Source organism: Wolbachia endosymbiont of Onchocerca gibsoni, from assembly GCF_029169405.1.
GTDB lineage: Bacteria > Pseudomonadota > Alphaproteobacteria > Rickettsiales > Anaplasmataceae > Wolbachia.
In genome coordinates, this window is record NZ_JABUMP010000001.1 from 84,854 (window position 1) to 105,610 (window position 20,757).

Here is a 20,757-nt window from a genome sequence, read left to right on the forward strand (position 1 = left end):
TTTAGCTTAAGTTGTTTTCAAAAAGGTCAAAAAGATAAAGATAAGACTTTATCCATATAGCTTATATTTTAATTTGATTGTGTTTTATTAAAAAAAACTTTAAATTTAATGAATAATTAATATGTGTAAACCTATGACTGAAACTTGGAGTTTATTGCAAGTAGGGCAGAAGGAAAATTATAAAGTAGCATATACAAATGCTCGTATTATTGACCCAGAGACTAAACTTGATATAAAAGGCTCACTGCTAACTGAAGGGAGTAAGATAGTTGATTTTGGTGAATCATTGCTTTTAGGTGGAATTCCAAGTGGAATTGACGAGATGGTAGACTGCAAAGGACTTGTTCTAATGCCAGGTCTTATTGATGTTCATGTACATTTTCGTGAACCAGGCCAAGAGCATAAAGAAACTATATATACAGGTAGCAAATCTGCAGCTGCGGGAGGTGTGACAACTGTAGTTTGTCAGCCTAATACTGTTCCAGCAATAGATAGTGTTGTTTTGGCTAAGTATTTGAAATGTAGAGCGCTTGAAACTTCACATGTAAACGTTGAATTCTACGCTAAAATTACCACTTCGGAGGAAAGGTTAACTGAAATGGCACTTTTAAAAGAAGCAGGTGCAGTTGGATTTACTNGACGATGGTATGCCAGTTATGAATCCAATGGTTATGAGACAAGCACTGCTTTATTCAAGTATGCTGAACGTTCCTATTGCTCAACATGCAGAAGATCTAAATTTATCGGCAGGTGGAGCGATCAATGCAGGTAAGATTTCTGAGGAATTGGGAGTAAAGGGAATTTTAAGTACGTCAGAATCGATCATGGTAAGTCGTGATATACTGCTCATGAAAGATATGGAAAACGTGCACTATCACGTTTTGCATATCTCCTCAAAGGATTCGCTTGATGTAATTAAACGTGCAAAAGATTTAGGGTTAAATGTCACGTGTGAGGTGACTCCTCATCACTTCACTTTAACTGAGGATATAGTAAAACAACATGGAACAATCGCAAAAGTGAACCCCCCACTTCGTACTGAAGAAGATCGTTTGGCTATGGTCGAAGGTTTAAAAACAGGTGTGATTGATTGTATTGCAACTGATCACGCACCTCATGATCGTGATTCTAAAGATTTACCGCTAGAAAACGCTGCANTTGGCATTGTTGGCCTTGAAACAATTCTTCCCCTTTCACTTGAACTTTATCACAGTGGGCAAATGAGTTTGTTTGATGTATTAGCAAAGCTTACATATAAGCCTGCGAATATAATACATGTACCACGCGGTCGTATACAAAAGAACCTCGCTGCAGACTTAATTTTAGTTGACCTGAATCATGAATGGGAAATTAAGATTGATAGTTTTGCTAGTAAATCAAAAAATTCTCCTTTCGATAGACGCAAGGTAAAAGGGTACACGGTGCGCACTATTGTATCCGGCAAAACCGTATATTCACACGAATGATTTTTTTCACAGAAAGCTTACTTGTATAGCTATATAAAACTTTCATTTTTATGTTAATTTATAACTTTTTTGAGCTTGATAATTTTATTGTGAGTATTAAATGCTGTGTAAAAACACTGACTCTNTNACNATATGATCCTTAGATATCATTCTAGGATTCCGTATACTTTCTTTTCATAGTTTTTGCTACTACTTATCCTTTACTTTTTTTAATCTTGCAACGATCCTTTCTCTACCAATAAAAACTAACAACTTAGCAAGTTCAGGACCTGTTTTTGTGCCTGTTAAAGCTAAGCGAAGCTGCATAAATAAGTCTTTTGTTTTTGTATCGACTACCTTTCGAATAGCTTTAACCCATTCTGATAATGTGTTTTCATTACAATCACCTTGCGGCAATACATTGAGCGCAATTTTTATAATCTCCTTATCAAAAATCACAGGTTCTATATCGGATTTGCATATTTGCCACCACTTTGCTACTTCCGAAAACTTTTCTATATTGCTTCTTATAAAATACCAAAACTCCGAAGAGTTTACTCTGATTTGATTTAGACGCTCTTTCACCGCTTTAAATGGCATCTTCTGCAGAGCTTTGCTATTTAGCTTATATACTTCACTCAGACTAAATTGGGTAGATGCTGAGCTGAATTTTTTAATGTCAAATGAGTCAATCAAAGATTGCATATCAACATGAACCTTAATAGGATCTGATGTTCCAAGCTTTGCTAAATAGCTAACGAGCGTAATTGGTTCAATTTCACTTTTTTTGATAAGTCTGATGTCCAATCCACCTTTTCGCTTTGATATCTTGTTATCATTAAAATGTAGCAGAGAAAGGTGAGCAAACGTTGGAGCTTTTGTTTTTAATGCTAGTATTATTTGTATTTGCGCTACAGTGTTAGGTATATGATCTTCCCCACGTATGATATGGGTTATATTAAAATCAATGTCATCGATGACAGAGGGTAGCATATATGTATAAATTCCGTCTTCTCTTCTTACTATAGGATCACTGATGTGACTGGTTGCAATATTTATTTTACCTTTAATTTCATCGTCCCATTTAACGATTTCATTTCTATCCAACTTAAATCTAAAATATGGTTTTCTTCCTTCTTGCTCATAACTAGCTCTCTCCTGCTCAGTTAGAAATAGTGCACTTCTATCGTAAATGGGAGGAAGTCCACGTTTTAGTTGCAGTTTGCGTTTAATGTCTAACTCCTTTCTTGTTTCATAGCATGTATAAATATGCCCTTCTTTTACTAACTGCAAAAACACCTCGTTGTAGCGCTCAAAGCGCTCTGATTGCTTAAAGTTTAAATCCCAATCTATATTAACCCATTGCAAGTCTTGTATGATGCTATTTATATACTTGATATCTGAACGCTGGAAGTCAGTATCGTCAAAACGAAGCAGAAATTTTCCGTTTTGACTGCGTGTATACATCCAGCAGATAAGTGCAGTGCGAATATTCCCTACATGAAGATAGCCAGTTGGGCTTGGGGCGAATCTTGTTAGCATTTATATCTCTAGCTTTTTTCAATTTTATATAAATATGCAACTAAAGCAAGAAAAGCAATTTAAGTTTGTGTAAATACTTTGTTTACTAAAAGAGTTTAAGTAGCTAATAGAGATACGAAGCAAAACTATTTAATAGACTTTGCAGTCTTCTTATTGTGATAGTGAAGGTATTTCAATTATCTTTAACTTGTACAAGGTAAGTGATGGAAATATTACGTATCTTGTGTCTTACGTTTAACTTTTTGTACTATATGTGCTTTATATCTTTATAAATTTTACCTAAATTTCTGAGTTTTTGTCTATGCAGGCTGGGAATACACTTATAAAATGTTTAATATTTTTCAAAAACACCTATACTAAAAAATAGATAGTGCTAAAGTTTCTCTTGTCTTTTTTTTACTTAGTAGATTTCTTAGATATTAAGGCAATTCGTGTGCAACCATTTGTTTTTACAATAAATGGTGTTATTTCAGCACGTGATGCTAAAATCTATATTTCTTTTTTCTGGATTTTAGTGTTGAGCTACTTGAATAGTAACTATAAATTCTGTTATCTAAATGCTTGACAAGTGACTTAGTTTTTAGTATAATTCCTTCTTATATGAAGGTTGTAGTGGAAATGATGTTGTGTTAGTATCAATATTGAAGTTGAGTTTTCATTGTGTAACCGCTTGTTAAATCTCTAGCGTTAGTTGCTTAGTGGTGGCTTTTTTGATGCCTTAAATAGCAGTGCTTACGCGGTTGCACTTCATATATCAGAGTATGTGCAGACTTGCAAGAAGTGTGAGATGAAAGGTTTGTATATCAAGACTTACGGCTGTCAGATGAATGTTTATGACTCCGTTTTAATAGAAAATATGATTAAGCCTTTAGGGTTCAACGTTGTTAGCGATGTAGGAAAGGCTGATTTAGTAATACTAAATACTTGTTACATTAGAGAAAAAGCGGTAGAAAAGCTTTATTCAGAGCTTGGGAAGATTTATTCATCGCGAAAGAATAAGGAAGTTATTATAGTGGTAGCTGGGTGTGTAGCACAAGCAGAAGGAAAAGAAGTGTTCAGGAGAGCTCCGTTCGTGTATGCTGTTGTTGGTCCACAGAGTATTGCTACCTTACCAGAGCTGATAGTTAAGGCAAGTAGAGATAAAAACCATGTAGTAAACACTGATTTTCCTGAAATTGCAAAATTTGATAAATTGCCAGGTGAATGCTATGGTAATAGTCAAGGATCTTCCGCATTTCTTTCCATACAAGAGGGTTGTGATAAGTTTTGTACGTTTTGTGTAGTACCTTATACTCGTGGGGTTGAATATTCACGACCAGCGAATGAAATATTTCGTGAAGCGCTGAAATTAGTTGCAAATGGAACGAAGGAAATCAATTTGCTCGGTCAAAATGTTAATGCTTATCGTGGAGAATTCGAAGGGGATGTGTGGGATTTAGGGAAATTGATTAGTTGTATCGCCAAGATTGAAAAGCTAGAAAGAATCCGCTATACGACTTCTCACCCAAGAGATGTGCATGAATCCCTTTACTTGGCGCATGCAGAAGAACCAAAACTCATGCCATTTATTCACCTGCCTGTGCAGTCAGGTTCAAATAAAATATTGCGTGCAATGAATAGGAAGTATACTGTAGAGGAGTATTTAGAAATAATAAATAGGTTTCGCAAGTTGAAACCTGAAATTGAATTTTCTTCTGATTTTATTGTTGGTTTTCCTGGAGAGACTGAAAGAGATTTTGAGGAAACTATAAAGTTAGTGGAAAAAGTAGGGTATGCTCAAGCTTATAGCTTTAAATATAGTCCAAGACCAGGTACGCCAGGAGCAGAAAAGGAAGATCAAGTGCCAGAAGAAGTTAAAACAGAACGTCTTCTTTGTTTACGGAAGTTAATTAATAAGCAACAGCTTGAGTTTAACCAGAGCATGGTAGGTAAAGCTATACCTGTTTTATTTAGTGATAAAAAAGGTAAACACCAAAACCAAATTATTGGTAAAAGCCCATATATGCAATCAGTGTGTGTGAGTGATCCTGAAGGTAAATATAGAGATAAAATAGTAAATGTGAAAGTACTGGAAGCTTGGCAGAATAGTTTATTAGGAGTAGGTTTTAGTGATTAGTTCTATTAGCCATTTGTTGGAAAATTATTCTTTTGCTTGAAGGAAAGAACTGCTCTAAAATAAGAGAGGTACTTTTTTTCGTTTACCTCTAGTCAATTATTTTTGGATACTATAGTAATTGTAATTCTTTGTTATGCCAATATATGAAGCTTCATATAGGGTACTTTTAGGTTATTATTAATTTTTTTCTTTTTGCATTTATGATATGTTCCCTGGATTTCTCTGGAATTATTGTTCTCATAAAAATGTAAATTCTAAGTTAGATTTTTCATGCTGATGCTTTTATTAGCATTATGAAATTCCTGATAAGATTGTCTTTTGTTATTACTTTTAGGTATAATTATTTCCTTAAATTTAAATAAATATATTTGGTATATTAATATTTATCAATAAATTAACTCTTATAGAGATATGATTTGCATTTTTTTTGGATTTGTAATTTTTTGTAAAGCTCTATACTCTTTAAGCTTTATTTGGTAAAACGAGCATGAAGCATTATCCTGGTACAACTAGTAGCCCTAATTTTTCTTTATTAGAAAACGCAATCATAAAATTTTGGCAGGAGAACAAAATTTTTGAGAGATCGGTTGAAGAACGTTCTAAGGATAATTGTTTTGTCTTTTATGATGGACCTCCATTTGCAAATGGACTCCCCCATTATGGACATTTACTTACTGGTTTTATAAAGGATGCATTTGCAAAATATCAAACTATGCTGCAAAAGAGAGTTGAACGTAGATTTGGTTGGGATTGCCATGGGCTACCAGCTGAGATAGGTGCAGAAAAGGAACTTGGAATATCCGGCAGAACTGAAGTGGAAAAATTCGGTATTGAGAAATTCAATAACCATTGTCGTGCTTCTGTGATGAAATTTTCCTTAAAATGGAAGAGGTACGTAAATAGGCAAGCAAGGTGGGTAGATTTTTGTAATGGCTATAAAACCATGGATAAATCGTTCATGGAGTCGGTTATGTGGGCGTTTAAGCAGCTTTATGATAGAGGTTTAGTGTATGAATCAGTACGCGTTGTTCCATATAGCTGGGCATGTGAAACTCCATTATCCAATTTTGAAACAAGGCTTGATAACTCTTACAAAGAAAGGACTAGCAAGGCTGTCACTGTTGCATTTGAGCTTTTGGAGAATCCACAGCAATTGAAGCAAAAATGTAAGTTGCTTGCTTGGACTACAACTCCTTGGACGTTACCAAGTAACTTAGCTTTAGCAATAGGGAAAGATATTGAATATTGTGCGGTATTAGTTCGTTCCTTAGTGTCATTCCAGGATGTGACACTGGAATCTACTTCTGGATTTCAGTGTCGAGGTGCTAAGACTATGGAAGACACTATGATGACAATAGAGAGTAATAAAGGAAATTTAGTGGGTGATGAGATATATATCTTTGCTAAAAGCTACTTAGAAAGATTTATCGATTATTGTGAAAAAAATAATATTACATATAAAAACTGTAATATAAAGCTTAAAGCAAATGATCTTGTAGGTCTTTCTTATAAACCACTGTTTGATTACTTTAAGGGTACAAAAAATGCGTTTCGCATTTTTATTNCNGCTGATTATGTTATAGGAGAAGATGGTACTGGTGTTGTGCACACTGCTCCTGGATTTGGTGAAGAAGACTTTTACCTTTGCCAGGGTCATAATATTCCAGCCGTTTGTCCAATTGATGATAGTGGTAAATTTACTGTTGAAGTTCCAGATTTAGCTGGAGTTCATGTTTTTGATGCCAGCGATATGGTAATAAGGAAATTGAAAGAACAAGGAAACTGGTTCAAAACTGAGCAATATATTCACAATTATCCACACTGCTGGAGAACTGATACTCCTTTAATCTATCGTGCTATGCCCTCTTGGTATGTTGCTGTGACAAAGTTTAAGAGGAGGATGATGGAGCTAAACAAAAGAGTTAATTGGATACCAAATCATATAAGAGATGGTCAATTTGGAAAATGGCTTGAAGGAGCACATGATTGGTCAATTTCACGTAATCGGTTTTGGGGTACACCAATTCCTGTATGGAAATCGGATGATGCAAGGTATCCAAGAGTGGATGTGTATGGTTCAATAGCAGAACTGGAGCGAGATTTTAATGTTAAAATAGATGATTTACACAGACCATTTGTCGATTCTTTAACAAGACCAAATCCTGATGATCCAACGAAAAAGTCAGTTATGCGCCGTATATCCGACGTGTTTGACTGCTGGTTTGAGTCTGGCTCAATGCCGTTTGCACAAGTCCACTATCCGTTTGAAAATGAGAAATGGTTTAGAGATAATTTCCCTGCAGATTTTATAACCGAATATATAGCGCAAACAAGAGGGTGGTTCTATACGCTTTTTGTGTTATCCACTGCTTTGTTTGACAGCGAACCATTTAAGAATTGCATATGTCACGGTGTAGTTCTGGATATAAAAGGACAGAAATTATCTAAGCGTTTGAATAATTATGTAGACCCAATGGAGGTTTTTGATAGGTATGGTTCTGATGCGCTGCGTTTTCTTATGCTGTCTAATTCCATTGTCTGTGGTGGTGATTTACTACTTGATAAAGAAGGAAACTTGATACGAGATGTCTTAAGAAACGTGATAAAACCTATTTGGAGTAGTTATCACTTCTTTACTATGTATGCGAATGCAGATGAAATTAAAGCTGAAGTTTGTAAAGATTATCAAAGTACTATCGATTGTTACATGATCTCTAAGTGTTTTGAAGCTATAGAAAGCATCCAAATTTCTATGAACAACTATAATTCTCAAGGAGCTTGCAAAGTTCTGATAGATTTTTTTGAAGTGCTAAATAACTGGTATATTCGTCGCAATCGTAGGCGTTTTTGGAAAAGTGGTCTAGATCAGAATAAAATTGATGCTTATAATGTCTTATATACGGTTTTTTATTATATATTAAAAGCCGCGGCTCCTTTATTGCCGTTTATAACAGAGACTATATGGCAGGGGCTTAGGTATAAAGAAACATCTGTTCATTTAGCTGATTTTCCACAGTTAGAGAAGTATGATAGTAAATTTATTATCAAAATGGATTTGGTAAGAGAGGTGTGCAATGCTGCACTTTCTATCAGAAATACTTTTAATATACGTATCAGGCAACCACTTAGCAGCATGATAATTTATCATCAATTTTTTTGTAGTTTTTTTGAAGATAATTATCAGGAGATGATAAAGGATGAGGTGAATATAAAGAGCTTAGAATTAGTAAATAGGCTTGAAGATATTGCATCATTAGAGTTAAAACTAAATTTTTCACTACTTGGAAAGAAGATTCCAAACAAAATCAAGAAGCTAGTTCAATATGTTAAAGAGGGAAAATGGAGGCAGATTGAAGGTGAACAAATATTTTTAGGAGATAAGTTAGAAAACTATGTTATAAGAAAAGGTGAGTATGAACTGTTACTAAAAGTAAATAGAAAATATTCTGCTGTATTTGATAACAACAAAGGGGTTGTTATCTTAAACACTGAACTAAATGATGAATTAATTCTAGAAGGACTTGCGAGAGATGTAGTGAGGCTTATTCAGGAAACTAGAAAACAAGCTGGTTTTCATATATCTGATAGAATTAGAGTAATAGTCAAAACAAAGGATGAGGGAATTAAAAAAGCGGTAGATACATGGAGTGGGTATATAAAAGAGCAAACTCTTGCCTCATCTTTAGAGGTTAGTGTAGAAATAGAAGCCGATTTCTATTTTAAGGAATATCAAAATTTAATAGTTGGTGTCAGATTAAATTATTAAGTAGTTGAAAATTATCATTATTTATGCAACACTTAAGTTGCTTCGAATGAGGTTACGGTATGAATATAGCTGTTAAAGTTGATAACTTAAATGACTATAATGGCGGTAGTTTAGATAAAAAAGAGTCTGTTGTTACTTTAGGAGAGCAGGGTAATTTGAAGAAGAAGGATAATGTTATTGATTTTAGTATCCCGCTGAGTATATTTCATTATAAAGGTTATAACTCTGATTTTTTTACTTCTTGGTATAATGTATCAAGTGAAATATTTAAAGAAATAAGCAGTGCTTGCCCAGAAAAACGAATATTAAATTTAGCTTTGTCGGTTTTGATGCTTCCTTATGTTGCTTCTGTTGCATTAGTATTGGTCATGTATAACAGATTTAAGGTAGACGATAAAACACAGGTCAGTTTTAGGAAGAATAAAACAAAAAAAAGTGAAATAAGTAAAAGTGTACCAAAGAGATTGGCATATGGTGTTCTTATTATGGTAGTGATTCTTGTTAATATGGCTGTGCTTATGGCATTAATTATTCCTGCAATGTTCGCTTTAGCGACTTTTTATTTTTTAAATAGAGAATTATCTCATTCTTTGATTGCTGTTCTTAGAATAAGAATTGGGTTGTGTCATAATAAGCACCGAAATATTAGAGTATCTTTTCATGAAACAAATCATGAGATAGAAGTTTTTAATCCGAACATTGTGTGGAATGTGGAGATTAAGTTCCCACCACAATTTGAACAGTTGCTTAAAGATTTATATGAAGATGAAAATGGTAATCTGTTTGTTACACAAGATGCAGAGCATAGTACTATACTGAAGCTGTCAGCCAATATCCATTTAAAAAATGGTCTTGTACGTTTGTATAATGAGATTAGGAATGTGATTGCGAAGTCAATTCAAGAATTTGCAAAGAATATTGAAAAACTGGTAAAACTGGAAAAAAAGGATATTACGTATGATAAGCTAAGAAAGTTGTTGAATGAGTTTAGATTGAAGGTGGTGGATAGTGTAGATTTTAAGTTGACAAGTTACTTAATACAGGATGCTTATAAAGTTGCCTTTATACAGGCAATCAAAATCGCACAAAGGGAAAGAGAAAAAAGAGGAGGGTTAAATATAGAAGAAAGACTGAGAGAAATATTAGTAGAACAGGAATTGAAAAGTCAAGGTAAGGAGTTACCGACTGAGAAAGAGATGATAATAAAGGATTTAAAAATATCAAACAACTTAAGAAATGGTGCACTTCCTTTGTTTAGAGCAAAGTGGAAACAGCGTGTGGCTGGTGGGATAATTGGTGTTTATAGTGAGATATATCCTCAGGAAACAAAGAAAGCTGTCTCTAAGGCTGGAAATTTGATTGCAGGGTTGAAAGAAAAAGGAGAACGAAAATATTATGAGATAAAAGAGGAATTAGAGATGATGTACCCAAAGATATATAAAGCCTTGAGAAAGAATAGTAATTCAGTAAGCAATAACCTAAGAAAAAAACTTGAGGACATTTTTAAATTTGAACCTGCTAATCAATACGTTTATCGAGAATTAATAAAATCGAAAATAAAAAAAGCTGAAGTTATATTAAATCAATCAGATTTAACAATTGATGTAAAGCAGGGTCTACTTAGTGAATTCTGCGACTTGAATATAAATATGTGTTCTTATCACAAAGTAAACCTTTTGGTAGAGAAAATGTATTCAGAAATAGCGAAATGTAAAACTCAAAGTTTATTTCAAGAGCAAGGGAAGAGTATAAGGGACATAGAAGATAATACTGGCGCATTCATGCTATTTGATGAAAAAGATGAAGAACTTTTAGTAAAGAGGATAGTTTCTTATCGAGAAGAGATAGGAAAATATTTAACGCAACCTGTAGAATTGAAGAAGGTGATAGAAAAGCAGAATGAGAGTTTGGGTAGTGAGAAAAATAGTAAAGAGAAGGAATCTTTAAGTATAGAGTTAGTGGAGTTATGCTTGAAAAATAATCAAGAAATTCTAGAAACATTAGAACGATTGGGATTAGAGAAAGAGGGGTTATTGATAANTGAGAAAACAGAAAATGATTACAGGGAAGAACTAACGTCTCGCGAAAAAATAAGATTTGCAGTAATAGAAGACGATTTATTGAAGGTATGTAAGCAAGAGGCTTTTAATGAAGAGGAAATCAAGAAGTTATTAGAAAGAGCGGAGCTTGAATGCTGTTTGGCAGAAAAATGTATCAAGTATCCTGTGATTAAAACAAAAGATAATATCAAACATTTTTGTCAGGCTTTATTGTCTCCTTTGATAGGTATTTTAATGGAAAGTATAGTAAATAATGTACCAAAAAATATATCAAAAGATTATAAAAATAATTTGTTAGATCAAGGTTGGAGTTGGGTATATAGAAAGGTGATAAAACCTGCGCAGATTGCTTTGAATTATAATAAGCTTGGGTTATCAGCTATCGGAGATAAAAATAGTGTAGAAGGAAAAGCGTTAGATTCGGCACATAGTACTTATAAGGAGGTGGAGACATTGCTTCAATATTTTGAATCAAGTTATGAGAAAGTAGGAGCTTTATTAGGTAATGTATTTTCTGATGATGGAGAGACCTTTAAAAAAAACATATGGCCTCAAATAAAAGAGCATTTATGTAGTATGTGGAATAGATTTTTTAAGGATATTGAGTTTACACTGATTAATGAAGGTAAGAACATCTATCGAGAAGCAGAAGAGACGGTAAGAACCAAATTGAGTGAACTTTGTAACATAGGAGTACAANNNNCAACAAGCTCTACCATATAATACACTATCTTGCTAAGTAGTTAGAAATAGCTGTGATAATATCACTACTACTATTACAGCTTGTTTGAGCAAGTTCAACATTTCCACCACAGTCTTTTCCAGTTATGGTAGATACTAACTCTTTTGCACTGATTTTATCAGTTAGGTCTTTACTTATTTTTACAATCAGAACTGTTTTATTGGGCTTCTTGTTTAGTGAGAAATTAGCAACTTCACTTGGCATTATTTCAGTGCGTGTAGCTGGAATGATGGAGGATTGTAAAAGTGTTTTGTTTTTTCCAGTTGCTATAAAAGCTATTATTGTTTTTGGTTTTTGTTGTTGCAGGACAAATTCTCTTATTATGTTTACTGGAATGTCAGTAAAAGCATGACTTATAAAATATATTCCATTTATTTTAGTGCTTTTTATGTTTTCTGCTTCTATGAGTTTTTTATAAAGGCTTTTTATTTTAGCTTTGGATTCTTTATATTCTTGATTTAGAATATTTAATCGGTTTATTATCTCACTTGTTGGCGCTTTTATGGATTTTGCAACTTTTTTTAAATTAATTTCATTATTACGTACATAATTAATTGCCTCTTGGCCAGTTAAAGCTTCAATTCTTCTTATTCCAGATGCAATGGAATATTCTGTTACTATTTTAAACAAACCAATTTCTCCAGTGCGTTTCACGTGCGTTCCACCACATAATTCTTTCGAATCTCCAATGTTTACAACTCTAACCTGATTATCGTATTTTTTGCCAAACAACGCAATAGCTCCTTCGTTCATTGCCTGATTTATGTTCTGAATTTTTGTAAATGTGGAGAGGTCTTCTCTTATTAAGGAGTTTATCATATCTTCTATTAAAAATAGCTGATTTTGAGTGATTTGAGTGTTATGACTAAAGTCGAATCTTAATCTATCTGATGCAGCTAAGGAGCCTTTTTGGGTAATTTGATCACCTAAGGTTTTTCTAAGTGCAAAGTGTAGAAGATGTGTGGCTGAGTGGTTTCTTCTCAAGCTTTGCCTTCTTCCTTTATCAATAGTTGCTGTAACTATGTCACCTTTATAAATTGAGCCAGATTTAACTATGCACCTGTGTAAATATAAGTCTTTAATTTTGTTGGTATTTTCTACTGTAACTATACCTTGAGTAATATAATTTGTAGTGCATGATTGGTTGTTTTTTTTTTGAATCTTAGTGCTTGACACTGGAATGGTAATAAGTAACTCTCCAATATCCCCTGCTTGTCCACCTGACTCGCCATAAAAAGGTGTTTTATCAAGTATGATAGTTATCTTTTCTCCTTTTTGTGCAGAATCAATAACTTTGTTTTTAGGGGAGATTATGGCTAGTACTTTTGCATCCTTTGCTTCATTAGAAGTATAACCAATGAATTCTGTTTTGTTAAATTTATTAATCAAATCAACCCATGTTTGCTTAATTGACTTTTCACTGGATTCTATCCATTTAACACGTGCCCTTTTTTTCTGTTCTTCCATTGCATTATTAAAACCTTTTTGGTCGAAATTTATTTTTCTTTCTTTTAGAAGATCGAGTGTGATATCTAAAGGGAATCCATAAGTGTCATATAACTTAAATGCTGATTTTCCTGATAGAGTATCGCCTGGTTTTAAATCTGCAGTAAATTTTTCCAAAAGATTAATACCTTTTACTAAAGTATCTTTAAAGTTCTCTTCTTCTGATTTTAACGTCATTTCTATTAAGCTTTTGGCTCTGATTAACTCAGGGTAAACATCTCCCATATAAGCTGAGCTTGAACTATCTATTAACACCGGAAAAATGCGATGAAGAAGGGGGTTGTTATATCCAAGCTGGTGGATGTAACGTGCAGCTCTCCTGATTAATCTGCGTAACACATAGTTTCTACCTTCACTTCCAGGAAGTATTCCTTCTGCAATTAGAAATGCAGCTGAACGAAGATGGTCTGCGATAATCTTATGAGCTACTTTATTTTTTATATTTCCACAATATTCTTGTGATTTACTTATTATAGCAGAAAATAGATCAATATCATAATTATCGTGAACGTTTTGCATCACAGCAGCTATTCTCTCAAGACCCATTCCAGTATCGATGCATTTTTTNNGCAATTTTTGTAAATTGCCTTCTTCATCCTTGTTAAATTCCATGAATACCAAATTCCAGATTTCAACAATTCTATCATCGTTTTGTAAGCTGGACTCTTCATGATCGTAAAAAATTTCAGAACATGGCCCACATGGGCCAGTATTGCCCATGCTCCAGAAATTGTCGTCTGTTGTAATTCTTGTGATTTTGTCATTCGAAAAACCGCTTATTTTATGCCAAATCTCATATGATTCATCATCAGTATGATAAATAGTTATGGATAATCTGCTTTTATCAAGGGATAGTTCTTCAGTGATAAATTTCCATGCGAGTTCTATTGCCGTTTCTTTGAAGTAATCACCAAAGCTGAAGTTCCCAAGCATTTCAAAGAATGTGTGATGTCTAGTTGTATAACCAACGTTTTCTAGATCATTATGTTTACCGCCAGCCCTTAGGCACTTTTGACTCGAAACAGCACGTTTTAATTCATTTTTTTGTAAATCAGTGAAGCAGTTTTTAAACTGTACCATACCAGCATTTGTGAACATGAGTGTTGGGTCATGATCTAGAATTAAAGGAGAGGAAGGAATCTGCTTGTGATCATTATTTACAAAAAATTTTATAAACCTTTCTCTAATTTCGTTTAGCTTCATCGTTTTACTGAAGTTATTTATGAATAATAAGTTATAATGAGGATAAAAATCAATGTATCGACCTATATATTATTTAGTGTAACAGAAATTATCTTTAGATAAAGATTTTAGTAAAAAGTTGTACTTTCATGTGGTTTATCTAGTAGTATAAAAAGATGTTTGTTAATTTGAGTAATATTTTCATAAATTAATTTGGAGAGTATAAAATATCTATGAAATTATTACCAGGCAATGTAAGATAGATATGGACTAATGAAAGGTTAAATTGATTTTAACATTTAATTGTAAGCGATGAAGTAAAAATTAATTGTTCTCTTATGTTTAGCATTTATGTAATTTTTCAAATTGAAGTAAGCGGGTAAGGATCATAAAAAATTTTATGATATTTAGTAATCCCAATAATCGATGATTAGTAAATTTTACAATAAATTGCCTAGCACTAATGCTGGTTAAGTTAGTAGTAAAGTATAGCCTATATTCTTAGTAGGGACAAAGAACGTTAAGCATGGTACTTATAGTAGTAAAGATTTAATTCAATAAAAGAAGAGATAAGTGCTATTGAAAATATGCAAGGTAGCCAACGGCCAATTGTGAAAGTGTTAGAATTGATAATACAACAGCAAAGTCATCTTATTTTAATAAATTAGAAGAGTCCACTATTGAAGGAGTCAAGTATATGGTACAGGCTATTAGAGGAGTTAATGTTACTAATATTATAATAACAAAATTTTCTAATTTAAATCAACGGAAAGAGTCTACTACTGGAAAGATTAACTGTGGAAATGTGTGAGAATAGGGTGAATATATATCATATAGAATTAGCTTCTTTAAAACAGTAAGAGGTTTTACTTTGCATTGAATGAAATGAGCGAAGAAATTAGCGGTATAATGAAAGGAAAAAAGTTCTAATATTATAGGTTTTTTAGAATATTAACTTGATATAGAAGTGGATAGGAGAAAAGATGGTTACAATGATAAAAAAGCATTGTGAGAGGAAAGAGATAAGGTGTTGACTGAAGAGTATAATTTTTTGCTTTATTGAAATAAGCATCGAGCTAGAAACACATAGGTCTTTTTGGCTTGATATTTAATCGATATATAAAAGCTACCATACTTATACTCTGTTTACAAATTTTATCAAGATACTAAATTAAAAAGATAAAGGATACAGTGATAGTTTAAGCAAGTTGAAGTGCATATGAAATCTATAGCATGTCCTTCAGGAGAATTTTGTTTACAAAGTTATCAATTTTATTCTATAAAATTACTATAGAATCTAAGCATTACCCTTGAAACTTGGATGCTTTTAAACGAGAATAAGTTATAAGAGCAGATTCTCTTGTTATTTTGATTCGATTAACTCACATTATTCATCATTTTTAATTAACTAATATAATTTGTTGCTAACTTTGTGAAGAGGTTTTGTAATCTGATGGAAGTAATTGAAAAAGAAGTAATTCCTTAGTGTTTCTTTGCTGTATCTAGAGGATAATATTAAGTGTCAAGTTTTCTTTTAAATATCAATTTTAAAAGTATTTTTATGTTTTTTTTAATATTCTAGCAATCTGTAATGTCTGATATCATGATCTTGATGGTTGAAACCTTCTCTCTTGATTCACTAATTCTGTTTTTTACTTTGAGTTGCGATCAAGTTCCTTTATTCCGACTTTCTTCGTATTATTCAGTATTTTTTTATTCATATTGAAATCTGATATAATCTAGTGTCAGGCACGTTTACAACAACTATGTGCTTAGCATCATGTTCATTTAGAACTTTAAGAGTAATATATTTCACCTCTTATTTTGTGTTTTCTTCTCTTTGGTATTGTGATGAAAAATAAATCTTTTTTTTGCTCTATTTTTCTAAATAATATCTCATTGTTGCATCTAATTGATTAGCTAAGCGAAATTTGTAAAAAAATGAGAATAAATGAGCTCGAGAATTCAAACACTTCTACATATGAAACTGCATAGTTTTGATTTTTCTGTTCATAATGCCTGCCAAAAAGTGAGTAGTTTATCAGGTCTAAGCTCTTTTAAATCTAAATATTTTGCTACGTATTCAATAGCAACAGGACTGATGCTAAAAGATCTTTGATAAAAAGTATTCATCAAATTTCACGCTTTTCGCAAATGATGAATTATTCTGAGATTTCAATAATTGAACTGTATTTAGATTAACTATCTCCTAAAATATAAATGTTTTTTGTATTTAAAGTAAAAAATTATTATAATGTTTGCTATATAATATATGTTTGTGATATTAAATATAAAATTTATAAAAAATAGTGAAATTACTTAATATGGTTATTAATATCTCTGTTTTATATAGATCAATATGTATTGCGTGTAATTTTAAATGTTGTAGTTCCTGAATTGTTAATAAGGTTTAATATAAGAGTAACAGATATAGAACAATTTTATGAAGTTATATTATATAGGGTATTGTTTTAGCATTATTCCTATAAATATTCTTCTATATAGGTTTACTTACAAGGTTTATTTAACTAATTTGTATTGTATTAACATCTTTAGGTACCCTATCTTTGATTAGTTCTAGCGATTAGGGTTATTCTAATTATTGGAAAAGTAATTACTGGTATTGATCCTTTCTTCAGTTTTAGATTCTTTAGGTAATAAGTATCTATTACTGCGAAGATGTTTTATTGATAAAGGTTTGGTTGCTATCTTATGTTTGCAACATTAAAAGACTTTGTAAATGTATGATCCGCAATATTCTTGTATGAAATGTACGCTACAGACAGGTATGTTATATAGTGTTTAAAAATGTGTATTGATAGGTTTTGGCTTTTAGCATTTATTGTTTCTTTATATTTTGACAGAGAACCTAATTAAGTACTGTAAGATAATAATTTTTATGCTATGATCATGGTATTTGTGTCTGTTTTGGACAGTTTCATCAATAGAATTGGTGAATGGTGTGATATTTATGTAGGTATTGCAATAATTTCGTTGATTTCCTAGATTTTGTTACTTTTAATATTATCAGAAATAGAAAAGAACTAATAATNTTTTCAGTTTGAGAAAAATGATTGAGGGTTGTAAAAGGTTATTATCAAGTGTGAAATTTACTGTGCCATTTTTATAATGAGTCTCTTTTCTGCTGCTTATGTATCGTTTATCACTTATGGAATTTTTTTAGTTTATTTAGCACTATTTTGTGCCCTACATTAGGATACAAATAGTTTTAGGGGTGTTTCTTAAGTGTTGGTCTAATTACAGGCAATGTTTTTCAAAAACTTGGAGCGAGATGGTGTAAGATTTTTTATGGCATAAGCGCGATTACTATTGGATCTCTCTATTACTTTTTAACATTTAGTATAATTATACTCAATACTTATATTTAGTAGTATTACCTATGGTTGTTGTTCTGTGTATTGGTTGTAAAGTTTATCAAGTAGTGCCTTTTAACATATCATTGAATCATTTCTATGAAATTAGAGGTACAAACTTCTTCATAGTTTCATTTATCAAATCTTTTGTCATGACTATTTTTATCAACTCAACAAGCTGTATTTATAATGGTAAGTAATCAGTGTAGCTGTCTATGTTTTTCTCAGTAGTGCTGGAACTCATTTTTACCGCTTGTTTGTTGTCTTTAAAGGATAAGGTGTGATTAATTACAGATATATAGGTAATTAATTTTCTCCTGCTAACCTTTCTGCTTCATTACGTGAAATTAATGCTTCAATAAATTCATCTAGCTCGCCTTCTTTTATAATCTGCTCTAGCCGATGTGAAGTCAGATTAATTCTATGGTCTGTTATTCTTGATTGTGGAAAATTATAAGTTCTTATACGTTCAGAACGATCTCCAGAACCAATTTGACTTTTTCTCATTGTTGATCTTTCTATCTTTTTTTTTTGCCTTTCAATTTCGTATAGCCTTGCTCTCAATACTTTAAACGCCTTTGCCTTATTTTTGTGCTGTGATTTTTCGTCTTGTTGTATTACAACTATTCCTGTTGGTAAATGAGTAACTCTTACTGCACTGTCAGTTGTGTTGACTGATTGTCCACCAGGGCCGCTAGACCTGTAAACGTCTATTCGTAAATCTTTCTCTTCTATTTTAAAATCTACTTCCTCAACTTCTGGTAATATTGCAACAGTAGCTGCTGAAGTGTGTAGCCTTCCTGAGGATTCAGTTTCTGGTACTCGCTGTACTCTGTGTACTCCTGATTCAAATTTCAGCCTTGCAAAGACTTCTGTTCCATTAACAAGTGCAGAAGCTTCCTTGTAGCCACCTATGCCTGTACTAGAAATGCTTATTGGTTCAAATTTCCAGTTTCTTTTTTCTGCATACTTTTGGTACATGCGGAATAACATCGCTGCAAATAATGCTGCTTCTTCTCCTCCTGTACCTGCTCTAATTTCTAGTATTGCGTTTCTTGAATCATCTTCATCTGTCGGTAGTAGTGCTAATTTTAGCTTAGCTTTTACTTTTGGTAATAATACTTTTTGTTTCTCGAGAAATTCTTCTTTTGCTAACTCTTTTATGTCATGTTCACTGTTTTCATCTTTTAATATTTCCTTTAAATCTGAAATTTCCTTTTTTAGCGTGTTGTATTCATCAATTATTTTGATAATTGGTCTGAGTTCAGAATATTCTTTTGAGAAATTGATAAATTCTTTTTGACTTAAGTTGATAGGATTTCCTAATTTTCTTTCTATGTCATTAAACTTTTTCTTTAAATCTTGTAAATTGTTTTCTATGTCCATATAGCTTAAATCTAATATTTTAACTACCTTAGTAAATAACATATACTTGAAATAAAAAATTTTTTACATCAAGCAATAACATTATAATATACATACTACCTTAGATATTTCTATAATAGTGCAAGAAAGATGACATCAAATAGCAATTTTATATTTGGAGCTTCAGACATAAAATCACTGCCAGGTGAGTCAGTTCCGGAGATTGCGTTTGCCGGTAGATCAAATGTAGGGAAATCGAGCTTAATTAACCTGCTTATAAACAGTAAAAAAGCTGCCAGAGTTTCTTCTAAACCTGGGTGTACTAGGCAAGTAAATTTTTATTTTATCTATAATGGTAAGTTTAGACTTGTTGATTTGCCAGGGTATGGCTATTCTTGTGCAAGCAAAGAAGAAACAATTCAGTATCTGAACCTAAGTAAGTATTATTTAGCTCAAAGAAGAAGCCTAAAAAGAGTGTTTGTGTTGGTAGATAGCAAAGTAGGACTAAAAGAAATAGACAAAGACTTTATTTATTGGTTAATATACAACAATATTAACTTTGATATTGTGCTAACAAAAGTAGACAAAGTAAGTCAAAAAAATCTCGATGCAATTTTAGAAAGCACTCAAAAATGGGTTAATAATGAGAATGTATCAATTCATCAAATGAGCACCCGTGTTAAATGTAAAATAACCAAGGTAAGAGATGAATTTTTCAAGTTTACAAAATGAAAAGATGAAAAGCAGTGAATTTTCAAATGGTAAGATATCATTTAAACAAAAAACAGAAATATTGCTTGAAGTGCTATCTAATATACCCAACTTTGTAGGGGAAACTTTTGTCATCAGATGTGGCGGTGTGGTAATTTCAGATGAAACACTATTTAGTACTTTTATACATAACATTGTCTTGCTGAAACAGCTTGGTATAAACCCAGTTATAGTTCATGACGGGGAGCGTGAAATTGATTCTGTGCTGAAAACCTTAGGCATAGGTAGTAAATTTGTGAATAATATCAGACTTACGGACAAAGATACTATGAAGATTATTGAAATGGCGTTATGTGGTTCAGTTAATAAAAAAATTGTTCAACACATAAATTCTGCTGGTGGTTCAGCTATTGGATTGTGTGGAAAAGATGGTAACCTGATAAGGGCTGAAAAAGTAAGCACTACGCTTAAAGAAAATGGGTCAAACAATATTGAAAGAATATTAGATATGGGATTTATTGGTATACCAATTGAGATTAATCCTGATATATTGTTTTTTATTGAGGAATCAGATTTTATACCGGTTATTGCACCTGTCGGTCATGGAAGAAGTGGAGAAACATACCATATCGATGCTGATAGTGCTGCAAGTGCGATAGCAATTGCAGTTTCTGCATCTAAAATGATAACCTTTAGTGATACAGAAGAAATAGATAAAATTGGTAGCAGGAGAATATCTATTAAAAATTTAAATACATCAATTAACTGTGGTAAAATTAGGGGAGAAAGGCTTATTGAAAAACTTATAGCGTGCACTAAAATGGTAGAAGAATGTGCTGGAACTGCGCATATAGTTGATGGTAGAATACCTAATGTTATGATTGATTTATTTACTGAGAATAATTCGAGTATATCGGTTATGAGTGATTTGTAGCTGAGCATTAATTA

Annotated in this window: 7 protein-coding genes and 2 pseudogenes; 6 read left to right on the plus strand and 3 right to left on the minus strand. The window is 32.4% G+C overall.

Going from position 1 to position 20,757, the window contains the following annotated elements:
* The first annotated feature begins 133 nt into the window (after positions 1–133).
* Positions 134–1,466 (plus strand): annotated as a pseudogene (locus HSX44_RS00335) (dihydroorotase).
* Between the two features lie 189 nt (positions 1,467–1,655).
* On the opposite strand, the gene gltX reads toward HSX44_RS00335, so the two are convergent.
* On the minus strand, positions 1,656–2,987 hold the full coding sequence (gltX, locus tag HSX44_RS00340; protein WP_275601811.1) for a glutamate--tRNA ligase: 1,332 nt from the start codon (positions 2,985–2,987) through the stop codon (positions 1,656–1,658).
* Positions 2,988–3,774: 787 nt separating this feature from the next.
* Between gltX and miaB the strand changes: the two genes are divergently transcribed.
* From miaB to HSX44_RS00355, 3 genes and pseudogenes are all read left to right on the plus strand, one after another.
* Entirely contained in the window at positions 3,775–5,103 is a 1,329-nt protein-coding gene (miaB, locus tag HSX44_RS00345) for a tRNA (N6-isopentenyl adenosine(37)-C2)-methylthiotransferase MiaB (protein WP_275601812.1), read from the plus strand.
* 487 nt (positions 5,104–5,590) lie between these two features.
* The gene (locus HSX44_RS00350) at positions 5,591–8,869 is read left to right on the plus strand and encodes a class I tRNA ligase family protein (protein ID WP_275601813.1); all 3,279 of its coding nucleotides are present in this window, start codon (positions 5,591–5,593) and stop codon (positions 8,867–8,869) included.
* Positions 8,870–8,928: 59 nt separating this feature from the next.
* Positions 8,929–11,668 (plus strand): annotated as a pseudogene (locus HSX44_RS00355) (hypothetical protein).
* Here HSX44_RS00355 and alaS read toward each other — a convergent pair.
* Both alaS and prfA read right to left on the minus strand, forming a co-directional pair.
* Positions 11,657–14,380, minus strand: a complete 2,724-nt coding sequence (alaS, locus tag HSX44_RS00360; RefSeq protein ID WP_275601815.1) for an alanine--tRNA ligase — start codon at positions 14,378–14,380, stop codon at positions 11,657–11,659. The pseudogene HSX44_RS00355 and the gene alaS sit on opposite strands and share 12 nt — an antisense overlap.
* Before the next feature lie 3,659 nt (positions 14,381–18,039).
* Positions 18,040–19,119 carry a peptide chain release factor 1 gene (gene prfA / locus HSX44_RS00365; protein ID WP_275602392.1) on the minus strand — a complete coding sequence of 360 codons (1,080 nt, stop codon included), beginning with the start codon at positions 19,117–19,119 and terminating at the stop codon, positions 18,040–18,042.
* Positions 19,120–19,248: 129 nt separating this feature from the next.
* On the opposite strand from prfA, the gene yihA reads away from it, so the two are divergent.
* Entirely contained in the window at positions 19,249–19,830 is a 582-nt protein-coding gene (yihA, locus tag HSX44_RS00370; RefSeq protein ID WP_275601816.1) for a ribosome biogenesis GTP-binding protein YihA/YsxC, read from the plus strand.
* Between the two features lie 4 nt (positions 19,831–19,834).
* A complete protein-coding gene (gene argB, locus HSX44_RS00375) occupies positions 19,835–20,743 on the plus strand; it encodes an acetylglutamate kinase (protein ID WP_338063361.1) in 909 nt (302 codons plus the stop codon).
* Positions 20,744–20,757: the final 14 nt, after the last annotated feature.

Coding starts and splice junctions, on each gene's coding strand:
- miaB (WP_275601812.1), top strand. CDS start 3,775: ATGAAAGGTTTGTATATCAAGACTTACGGCTGTCAGATGAATGTTTAT.
- gltX (WP_275601811.1), bottom strand. CDS start 2,987: ATGCTAACAAGATTCGCCCCAAGCCCAACTGGCTATCTTCATGTAGGG.
- argB (WP_338063361.1), top strand. CDS start 19,835: ATGAAAAGCAGTGAATTTTCAAATGGTAAGATATCATTTAAACAAAAA.
- prfA (WP_275602392.1), bottom strand. CDS start 19,119: ATGGACATAGAAAACAATTTACAAGATTTAAAGAAAAAGTTTAATGAC.
- yihA (WP_275601816.1), top strand. CDS start 19,249: ATGACATCAAATAGCAATTTTATATTTGGAGCTTCAGACATAAAATCA.